Annotated in this window: 7 protein-coding genes and 1 pseudogene; all 8 read right to left on the bottom strand. The window is 51.7% G+C overall.

Annotated elements, in window-relative coordinates; genetic code table 11:
• Positions 1-96: 96 nt before the first annotated feature.
• Positions 97-530, bottom strand: a pseudogene (locus AMR42_RS21650) (sensor histidine kinase); the annotation flags it as partial.
• A 226-nt stretch (positions 531-756) separates the two neighbouring features.
• Positions 757-1,380: PAS domain S-box protein (locus tag AMR42_RS15050; RefSeq protein ID WP_234407029.1), on the bottom strand; the 624-nt coding region annotated here is incomplete at its 3' end.
• 133 nt (positions 1,381-1,513) lie between these two features.
• Positions 1,514-2,116, bottom strand: coding sequence for a cysteine hydrolase family protein (locus AMR42_RS15045; RefSeq protein WP_099534480.1), 603 nt, complete (start codon positions 2,114-2,116; stop codon positions 1,514-1,516).
• A 295-nt stretch (positions 2,117-2,411) separates the two neighbouring features.
• Positions 2,412-3,599: an AI-2E family transporter gene (locus tag AMR42_RS15040; protein ID WP_099534479.1), complete on the bottom strand. Its 1,188-nt coding sequence runs from the start codon at positions 3,597-3,599 to the stop codon at positions 2,412-2,414.
• A 122-nt stretch (positions 3,600-3,721) separates the two neighbouring features.
• Entirely contained in the window at positions 3,722-4,852 is a 1,131-nt protein-coding gene (locus AMR42_RS15035) for a PepSY domain-containing protein (protein ID WP_099534478.1), read from the bottom strand.
• 45 nt (positions 4,853-4,897) lie between these two features.
• Positions 4,898-5,647 (bottom strand): hypothetical protein, encoded by a 750-nt coding sequence (locus AMR42_RS15030; protein ID WP_099534477.1) that lies wholly within the window; start codon positions 5,645-5,647, stop codon positions 4,898-4,900.
• A gap of 115 nt (positions 5,648-5,762) precedes the next feature.
• Entirely contained in the window at positions 5,763-8,288 is a 2,526-nt protein-coding gene (locus tag AMR42_RS15025; RefSeq protein ID WP_099534476.1) for a TonB-dependent siderophore receptor, read from the bottom strand.
• 114 nt (positions 8,289-8,402) lie between these two features.
• Positions 8,403-10,767 (bottom strand): TonB-dependent siderophore receptor (locus AMR42_RS15020; RefSeq protein WP_099534475.1); only part of this gene is annotated, 2,365 nt, incomplete at its 5' end.

Below are 10,767 nucleotides of genomic sequence, written 5' to 3'. Positions count from 1 at the left end.
CCCCCGCCCTGCTCACCGAGTTGCAAACCCGATTAGGAACCAACGCCCGCCCCCTCCAGGCCCAGCTTGCCACCCCCAAAGCCTAGACCGAACGTTCTAGCGTTGGGAATTTGCCGACTCCTGCGCGGGTGAATCCGCCAAATTGATTTGCTGAATTGGAATTTGGATCGTGAAAGTTGTGCCCTGGCCGTATTGCGATCGGAAACTGAGTTTCCCTCGATGTTTTTCCGTAATGATTTGATAGCTAATGGCCAGTCCCATTCCAGTTCCTTTACCTACATCCTTAGTAGTGAAGAAAGGATTGAAAATTTTGCCCTGAATCAGTAGCGGAATTCCGATCCCGTTATCAGCAATTTCAATCGCAATCCATTGGCTATCCAGAACAAAGGTACTAATTTCAATTGTCCCAAAATAAGTGGAACTGCTGGGCATAATAATTTTCGAGTCTGCTTTTTTAACAGCTTCCCCGATCGCATCGATCGCATTTTCTAAAATACTCATTAACGCTTGATTTAGATATCGAGGATAACNNGGTTTTTAGCTCAGATTCATCAATTCGCGAGAAATTTCGTAAATCTAAAACGATTTGCCGAATGCGGTGAGTCCCCGTTCGCATCGAATTGATGATTTTTTGAGAGTCCTCTTTCAAAAATTCTAAATCAATGGTTTCGGTGAGTGATGGAATCACCGCAGCCGTTTTCAAGTCCTGGGGTTGATGAATTTCTAAGGCTTGAATTAGCGTTTGTAAATATTCNNAAAGTTCACGGGATTATTAATTTCATGGGCAACCCCAGCCACAAGCTGCACCAAACCCGACATTTTTTCAGACTGCACCAAATCGCATTGGGTTTGCTGAAGCCGCTCGATCGTGGCTTGTAACTTTTGATTAGCTGCATTCAGAGCTTGCGTTCGTTGGGCAACCCGTTTTTCGAGTTCTGTGTTCATCCGTTGCAGCAATTGCTCAGCCTGGTGGCGATCGGTCACGTCCGTTAAAGATCCTGAAAATTCACCATCAGCGCCACGGGGCTGAATCGTAATTTCTAACCAAACTGTCTTCTGAGTATGATCTCGAAAGTGAAGCTCCTGTCGCAAAGTGGCGCAATGATCTAAGTCAGCCATCATCGTTTGCCAGCCCGCTTGCTCAGTTTCATCCATAAACTGGGCCAGGGATTTGCCTAAGCACAAATCAATCGGAAAGCCGAGAATCTTCGTCCAAGCTGGATTTAAAAAGGTAATTTGACCCAAATGATCAACCTTAAAAACAATTTCACTCAGGTTTTCCACTAGGGTTCGATAGCGGCGCTCTGATTCCGCGAGTCTTTCAATGAGTCGGTATTGAATTTGGGTGTTTAGCTCATCACTTTTATTAAAATCAGTCATTATCCTGTTTTACCTAAGAGGATGTCTGAAAAGCCCAAATGGATACTCTGCAAGCTCCAGTCACCGGCAAACACAGAATGCGCAAGCTCCTTTGCCAACTGCTAGCCCCTAGCTCGGTATCTCAAAACACTTTTCAGACATCCGCCAAAGACTCAAGAAAAGACTCAGCGGAAATTACATTGGCATAAAGGGGAAACACATTTTCTAAGTAAAATTCCTGCTCAAACTGGGTTCTGGCACAGGTGCAATCGGCCAAAACTGACACGCGATAGCCCTTTTCGTGGGCCGCCCGACCGGTGGAGTCAATGCAAACGGAAGTGACCGCACCGGCCAGCACAATATGGGTGATTTGATGTTTTTGGAGCAGCTCATCCAACGAGGTTCCCGTGAAGGCATTTAAACCCCGCTTTCCGGGCACAACCCAAATTTGATCGTGAAAGGGCAGGAGGGCCTCAACCATTTCCGCACCTTTTTGCCCTGCTTGGAAGGCCCCCACGTCGCGGACGGTTTTAAGGATACCAACGGGATCCAGCAATTCCTCATAGGTGGGGGTGAAAAAAATTGGGGTTGCAATGGTGGGAACCCCATGGGCGATCGCCCCGCGCACCACTTGTACCGTACTGTCCAGGATGCGATCGACTGGAACAGCCTGGTCAATCACAGACCGCAGGATCCCATCAGCAGCAAAATAGTCGTTTTGGAACCCAATCAAGATCAGGGCAACTGAACAGGACATAACAAGCTTGGCTATTGGTCTTCTGTTCAGTTTTACGATCTCAATCTTGAGAGAGCAAGCAAATTAGCCTACCCGACTTCTTCACAATCGATGTTATTGAATGGTGCTCAGAACCGTTGCTTTTAAAGCGACTTAGATTGATGAATTTGATCTGAGAAATGATGACTTATAGCCTTTACCTAAAATAATTGGCACGCCATGTCGCAGATGCCATGAAGCAATGGTTCGGTGAGCACTGCCCATCCTACGGGCTTACTGTGCTTAGGAAGTGAGGTAAGGGCCGTCATTCAAGGCATCAATCGCATTCCGCGATCGGGGAAGGAGCCGCCGCCGTAATACCCACAGATGGGGATTCCGGTTCCACTTCGGGCAGAGATTTCACAGCCCCGGGGGTGGGATCTTGGGCCCGCAAATTCGCCAAGGCTTCCTTGAGCAACACAGCCATGGGCACGGCCACCACCACGCCCAACAGGCCGCCCACACGCACGCCAGTTAGGATGGCCACAAACACCCAAAAGGGGTTCAGGCCCGTCACACTGCCCAACACCCGAGGAGCCACCAGGTTTTCCACCACTTGCTGCACAATCAGGGCCGCGGCCAAGGCTTGCAGGGCCAGGCCAATATCTTGGAGGGCAATCAGGGAGATGACCGTGCCAATGCCCACGGAGCCGCCAAAGGGAACCAGGGCCATCAACCCAATGGTTAGGCCAAAGAGCAGGCCAAAGGGAATTTTGAGCAACACAAACATGGTGGTTAGCCCCAGGCCCAAGCAGGTGGCCGTGAGGATTTGCCCAATGAAGTAGTTTTGGAAGCTCGATCGCAGGGTGCGGGAAAAGGGCTGCTGAACCCGATCGGGTAGCCAAGCAATCAAGCTCTCCCAAATTTCTTCGCTGTGTTGCAGCAAATAGAAGGTGAGGACGATGGTTAGCACCACATCCAACAGCCGAACCACCGTCACCACCGTGACATTCAGGGCCAAGTTGAGGGTGCGGCCGGCAATGCTTTGGAGTTCGGTTTTGAGGCGATCGTTGAGCTGGGAAATCACCCCATCTAAGCTGATGGGCAAACCAAACAAGTCGGCTCGCTCATTCAGCATCATGAGTTGGCGCTGGCCCGAGTCAATCCATTCCGGCAGCCGCGCCACCAGTTGTTGCGCCTGGGCCACCACCAGCGGCACCAGGGTCACGCCCACGCCAATGACGATCGACAGGGCCACCAAAAACACCACTACGGCGGCCAGCCCTCGCTTCACCCCTTTGGCCGCTAGCCAGTTGACGGGATAGTTCAGCAAAAAGGCCAGCAAAGCCGTGACCAACAACACCCCCAGCAACGATTGGAAGTAGCCAAAAATCGTGGCCAAGGCCCAGGCATTGAGCACGGTCAGGGGAGCAGCCAGGGCAAAGAATAGAAACCGTGATAGCGGCGAGAGCGATTCCCACCATTGAACCAGCTTGCTTGCGGGAAGTGGCTCAGTGTTGCTCATGCGGGCGCGGCTCCTGCGCTGAGTTAGCAATGGTTTTCCCATTATCGCCAACTTGGGCGGGAAGCAACCCTTCTTTGGGACAAAACTTTTGCAAAGGGGGCGATCGGGGCGGTGGAAGGGGGTCAAGGGCTAGGGCGATCGCTTGGGAGGATTGCCATGGCGGGCGATCGCTTGCGATGTTGCCACATCTTCACACCCGTCCAAAACAGGGCGATCGGGGACAGGCCCACCAGCACATAGAGCCAGCGCGTCCACAAACCACCAAACGTACCAAAGTGCAGCGGCCCGAAGCTGTTCAAGATGCGATCGCCCAAGGCCGCCTGCCGACTGTCATTCACCCGCAGCACCTGACCGCTGTAGGCATCCAGAATCACATTGCTCTGGCCGTAGGAACTGGGTTCGTGGGTTTGGCGCTTGCCAATCCGCACCACCCCATCCGGCGTTCTGGGCAGTGCGATAAACGTTGTGGCAGCTCCGGGTAATGCTTGGTTCGATCGTGCCAACAGTTCCGACAAAGGCAAGGATTTTTGATTGGGCAACACCTTGGACTGCCAAACCGGCTCCGCAGGGGTGAAGGTAATCGCTTTGATCACCGCCGTTGATTGGGCATAGAAATTCCAACAAAACCCCGTGAATCCGGTCAGCACTAAAAAAACAGCAGCAATGATACCCACAACCTTGTGAAGATCAAAATTCAGTCGCTTCGGGTGCGCATCCCACTTAATTTTGAAACCCGCTGCCAACCGTCGCCAACCGGGCCAAAGTGCAATGCCAGTGATCCCCAAAATGGTCATGAAAAACCCTGAAATACCAACAATAATCAGCCCCGTTGTGCCGGACAGCAACTGATAATGCAGTCGCAAAATCCAGTTCATCCAGCTATCTTGCTCTGAGAGGGTTCCTAGCACCTTTCCGCTATGAGGATGGATAAAAAGCTGGATCAGTTGATCACCTTTCCAGAGACGAACTTGGTAAGGTTGACCGGGATGTTGGGGAAACAAAATACCATTAATGCTGGATCCCGGTAACTGTTGGGCAAAGGCTTGGGCAGCATTGGACACTTGGTCAATGCTGACGAGGGTTGATTGGGGGGCGATCGCGCCAAATTTTTCAACGACCAGCCGATCTTGCAACTCATGGGAAAACACCAACAGGCTCCCCGTCACCCCCACAACGATCAGAATCAACCCAACAACTAAGCCCAAGTAGCGATGCAGCGGAAACAGGATCGATCGAATCTGGCGAGCTTGCATAGTCCTCTCGGATTCCAACCCAGTTGAAAAACCAATTTTGAAAATCTACTTGAGGATGAAAATGCCGTAATCGGCCACGACATCGCCTACCGTGAGGCGATCGACCCCTTGCACAATCGCCACCAAATCACCGCTTTTAGTTGAAATGCGCAGGGTTTTATCCTGGGGTTGCAGGTTGTAATCTTCTGGTTTACCTGCAAGCAAAATTGTGTCCTCGCCGGGTTTGAAATTATCAATTTGGGCATAGTCTGCATCACCCTTACCCACATAAAAAGGCGCAGACTTGGGATTAGCCGGGGTGATCAAACTGCCCACAATAAATTCATCCTCGGAGCCAGGTTGACCCACTAGGCGATCGACCTCCCCTTGGCCCAAAGTTTTGGGGCGAATCGGCAACTCACCGCCCTTGTCAGCCACAATCTCGAATGCCACCCCCGAGATATGAGGGTGATGGCCAAATCCAGAAATGGTGTCGTTGCTACCTGTGCCCATAAAAAAGCCCGCGATCGCCTCGCCGTTGGCATCTTTCCCAGACTGGCCAACCGCTTGATAATGGGCGAGTGGAGAAGCAAATTTCCCAGCCTTTACTTGTTCGTTAACTTCGGGATAGGCCAAAGCATAAAGGGCTTCATCAAAATGCTTGACACTCGGATCAGCCGGGGCGATCGGGCTGCTGCTGGGGATGGTTGCTGGTGCGTTATTGCTGGCCGTGGATTGGTTGGTTGATCCCGATTGGCAAGCGGTGATCAAGCTCAGACTCAGCAGGGCGATCGCGTAGGTTTTGTGCATGATCATGGTTGGATCTGAAGAATGTTTTGAGTCGTGGTTGAAATGCGGATTCAAGCATGGGTGATGGCTGGCAAAGGGGCGATGGCAAAACCGCAATTAGCCCTAGCGTTGATACCCAAAACTAGAACCGGATGGAAGCCGATCCAGTGACTGTGAAAGGTGTGCCCACTTCTAGACCGGTGTTGCTTCCTACTGTGGATTTGATGTAGGTTTCATCGGTGAAATTCCGGAAATTCAAGGCAAAGCGATAGTTATTTCGCTGATAGAAAATGGCAGCATTGCCGATGAAATAGTCCCCAATTTTGTAGTCGTTGGCGAGGTTGCCGTAGCGATCGCTCGCATATTCAAAACCCACCCCAAAGCCCAATCCCTTGAGAGAACCCGACTGAATTTCATAAGTTGTCCAGAGGGTGGCTTTATGCTCAGGAATGCCATACAGTCGATTCCCAATCAGAGACTCGTTGGTATCCTCAGTCACTTCGCTGTCGATGTAGGCGTAGGATCCCAAAATCTTCCAACCGGGCAATAGTTCACCAATCAAGTCAAACTCAATGCCGCGATTGCGTTGCTCTCCTGAAGAAACCGAAAACAGGAGATTATCGGGATCAGTCACCGGCACATTTTGCTTGGTGATATCGAAGTAGGTGAGGGTGGCCAGGAGGCGGCGATCGAACAATTCAGCCTTCACGCCCACTTCAAATCCTTCACCTTCTTCAGGCTTCAAGATTGAACCATCCGCACCGGTCGAAGTCGTGGGGCGAAATGATTGCGAATAGTTGGCAAATAGTGATAGTTCGGGAATGGGGCGATACAGAATTCCGAGGCGAGGTGTCCAAGAGTTGAGTTCGGTATTGTTGCCCTCTCGGCGACCCAATTGATCTTCTGTTTCAATGCCGATCGTGTCATAGCGCAGACCAGCCACCACGATCAGATTTTCGGTGAGGTTAATCTGGTCTTGAAGATAAAATCCGAGACGATTGGCCGTGGTCAGGTCATCATTAAACGGTGGCAATGAGGAGCGATCGGGACGAACCACCGCATCATAATTGCGATCAAAAATGTTGATGATTGACGGTTTTGAGCGATCAAACAGCGTAGCAATTCGCGATTCACTGCGATTTAGATCAAGACCAATGGTAGCTTGGTGGGCGATCGATCCTGTTTTGAAAGTACCCACAAGACTGGTTTGCAAGGTGTAGGATTTATCCTCACCATCTTGATCAGCATAAAAACGAGTGACCCGAGGGCCGTTGGCCGTCAGCGGCAGCGCTACCACACTGTAGTCATAGTCATAGCTGATGTAGCGGAAGCCGTTGCGAATTTTCCAGTTATCGCTAAAACGATGCTCGAATTGATAACCGGTGCTGAAATAGTCAGTCGTGACCGAATCTTCTGGATCCGTAATAATCAACTCGCGATCGACTGGCGCAACCCCATCTTCAAATCGGCTCAGACCAAAATCAGACGGTGCTTTTTGGTGAATGTATTCAAGGTTGAGCGATAAGTCTGTTTGGTCACTAATTTTCCAAGCCAGAGCAGGCGCGATCGAAAAGCGATTGGTGTCGGTTTCAAAGTCGCGGAAAGGCGCTTGATGGAGATAGGAACTGTTGAGCCGATAGCGCAAGCTGCCATCCGCAGTCAGAGGCCCCCCAAAGTCAATCCGAGGACGCACCAACTCATTAGTACCGCCTTGCAGTTCAACTTCATAAAAAGGCTCAGCTAGGGGCTGCTTGGAGACCAGGTTAATAATGCCGCCCGGTTCAATTTGCCCATACAAAATCGAAGCGGGCCCCTTCAACACTTCAATTTGTTCCAGGTTGGCTACTTCGGGAATGGCTTGAAAAGAACCATAAAGCCGATAGCCGTCGCGCAAAACCGATACAGTGGCGGGATATTGGTTACCAAATCCGCGAATGCTCACCGTCGCTTCCCGGCTGCTGTTGCTCCCGGCATAGGACACGCCACTGACATTGGTGAGTGCGTCTTCAACGTTGATCACCTGCTGATCGCGCAAGACGGCTTGGGGAATCACCTGCACTGAGAAAGGCGTTTCCAGAATCGGCGTATCTGTGCCGGTGGCGCTGGAAGCATTGGGAACTCGGTAGCTGGGCGATCGCTGCCCCGTGACGACCAATTCTTCTTCGGGCACATCAGCATCCACGTTCAGGCTGTAGGCCAAGTCACCCGTGGCCAAGGTCACGTCCTGGGTGGGCAAACCGTTGCGACCCGTCACCACCACTTGGATGCGATCGGGCGCAATCTGCCAAACCCGCACCGAGGCCACTTCAGCGGTGGGGTCAGCTTGGTTGAACTCCGCGCCCTCCGGTAGCGCCAAGCTGGCGTTGCTGATCTCGGCGATCAGTTGGTTGCCCTCGGCCCGGAACTGGTTCGCATCAATCAATAACGACTGACCGGCTGGAGTTTCCAGGGCAATTTCCAGCTCGTCGGGCAGGGGCGTGACCACCACACGGGTGACGGTGGCCGGGCGATCGGCTTGGGCCAGCCAGGATTCCACCGAAGTGGCGGGAGCGTTGCTGCGGAATCGATCGAGCGGCTCCAGCGGCACTGGTTCAGCCCCAGCGGGAGCAGCCAGCGCCCCGATCGCCACCAACAAAACAGACAGAGACAGAGGAGATGCAGCGTTCATGGGGTGATGTTCTAAGGGACTTTAAGTTGTAATCAGGGAAAATTGCTCGGACATTGAACTGGTTAAAATCGGGGATGATATCAACACAATGATTGGAATCATTTCCTACGAAATTTAGAACCGAATTGAAGCTGATCCTGTGACTGTGAAGGGTGAACCCACTTCAATACCACCCTCATTTCCAGTGGCTCCTTTGATGTAGTTTTCATCAGTGAAGTTGCGGAAATTCAAAGCAAAGCGATAGTTATCTCTCTGATAGAAAATTGCTGCATTGCCAATCAGGTAGTCACCCAGTCGATAGTCATTAGCTAAGTTTCCATAGCGATCGCTCGCATATTCAAAGCCCACCCCAAAGCCCAATCCTTTGAAGGAACCGGACTGAATTTCATAGCTTGTCCAGAGAGTAGCTTTATGTTTTGCCAGCCCAGCCGGTCGATTACCAATTAAGGACTCATCGGTATCTTCAGTAACTTCGCCATCGATGTAGGCATAGGAACCCAAAATTTTCCAACCGGGTAAGGGTTCCCCGATCAAATCCAGCTCAATTCCTTGGTTGCGTTGTTCACCGGAAGCAACAGAAAAGAGGGGATTTTCGGGATCTGAAACCGCAACGTTTTGCTTGGCAATGTCGAAGTAAGTGAGGGTAGCAAGCAGGCGACGATCGAACAATTCGGCCTTCACACCCACTTCAAATCCTTCACCCTCTTCCGGGGGCAAAATTGCACCACTGGAACTGGTGGCCGTCGTGGGACGAAAGGATTGGGAATAGCTAGCAAAGAGGGCTAATTCGGGAATGGGCTGATATAAAACCCCGAGGCGGGGTGTCCAAGCATCCGCGTTAAAACTGCTGCTTTCATCGGTCAATTTTTGATCGGTTTTGCTATCGATCGTGTCGTAGCGCAACCCGGCAATGATCATCAAGTTATCGGTTAGCTTGATCTGATCTTGCAGGTAAATTCCTAGGCGAGTGGTGGTTGTGACATCATCTTGAAAGGGCGGCAAATCCGAGCGATCGGGCTTGGGAACTCGCTCATATTCCGGATTGAAAATGTTGATCGTGCTCGGATTAGCCGTATCAAACAAAGTCTCGATCGCGAACTCGCTGTAGTTGAGATCGAGACCGATTGTTGCTTGGTGTTCTAGGGAACCAGTCTTGAAGTTTCCAATGACACTAGTTTGCGCGGTATAGGAGCGGTCATCCCCATCTTGATCAGCATAAAAGCGAGTGATCTCCGCATCATTCACGATGATCGGCAAGGCGATAACACTGTAGTCATAGGTGTAGTTGATGTAGCGGAAACCATTGCGAATTTTCCAATTGTCACTAAAGCGGTGCTCAAATTGATACCCGGTATTCAAGTATTCAGTGGTAATTGAATCATCGGGATTATTGATCACAGATTCCCGAGAAACGGGAGCAACACCATCCCCAAAGCGGCTAATGCCAAAGTCTGCCGGCCCCTTTTGGTGGATATATTCCAGATTGAAAGATAAGTCAGTCTGATCGCTGATTCGCCAAGCTAAAACCGGCGCGATCGCAAAGCGGTTGATATCCGTATCAAAGTCCCGAAAAGGTGATTGATGCTGATAGAGAGCATTCAGTCGATAGCGCAGACTGCCATCACTGGTTAAGGGGCCGCTGAAATCAATGCGGGGGCGCACTAAAGCATCGCTGCCAGCCTGGAATTCTGCCTCATAAAAAGGTTGATCAAGCGGTTGCTTGGAAACCAGGTTAATGATGCCGCCTGGTTCAATTTGTCCATAGAGAATTGAAGATGGCCCCTTCAACACTTCAATTTGTTCCAGGTTGGCCACTTCCGGAATCGCTTGAAAGCCCCCATAAATGCGATACCCATCCCGCAACAACGGGGCCCCAGTGGAAAATTGATTGCCGAATCCGCGAATGCTGAAACTGGCTTCCCGGCTGCCATTACTGCCGGCAAAAGCCACGCCACTCACGTTGTTCAGCGCGTCTTCAATATTGATCACCTGCTGATCGCGCAGGACGGCTTGGGGAATCACCTGCACTGAGAAAGGCGTTTCCAGAATGGGGGTGTCTGTACCGGTGGCGCTGGAAGCATTGGGAACTCGGTAGCTGGGCGATCGCTGCCCCGTGACGACCAATTCTTCTTCGGGCACATCAGCATCCACGTTCAGGCTGTAGGCCAAGTCACCCGTGGCCAAGGTCACGTCCTGGGTGGGCAAACCGTTGCGACCCGTCACCACCACTTGGATGCGATCAGGCGCAATCTGCCAAACCCGCACCGAGGCCACTTCAGCGGTGGGGTCAGCTTGGTTGAACTCCGCGCCCGCCGGTAGCGCCAAGCTGGCGTTGCTGATCTCGGCAATCAGTTGGTTGCCCTCGGCCCGGAACTGGTTCGCATCAATCAACAAGGACTGACCGGCTGGGGTTTCCAGGGCAATTTCCAGCTCGTCGGGCAGGGGCGTGACCACCACCCGGGTGACGGTGGCCGGGCGA

Origin of the sequence: Limnothrix sp. PR1529, from assembly GCF_002742025.1 — a bacterium.
Taxonomy (GTDB): Bacteria; Cyanobacteriota; Cyanobacteriia; order CACIAM-69d; family CACIAM-69d; genus CACIAM-69d.
The sequence above is the reverse complement of the archived record's forward strand: the minus strand, read 5'-3'. Positions and strand labels throughout refer to the sequence as shown.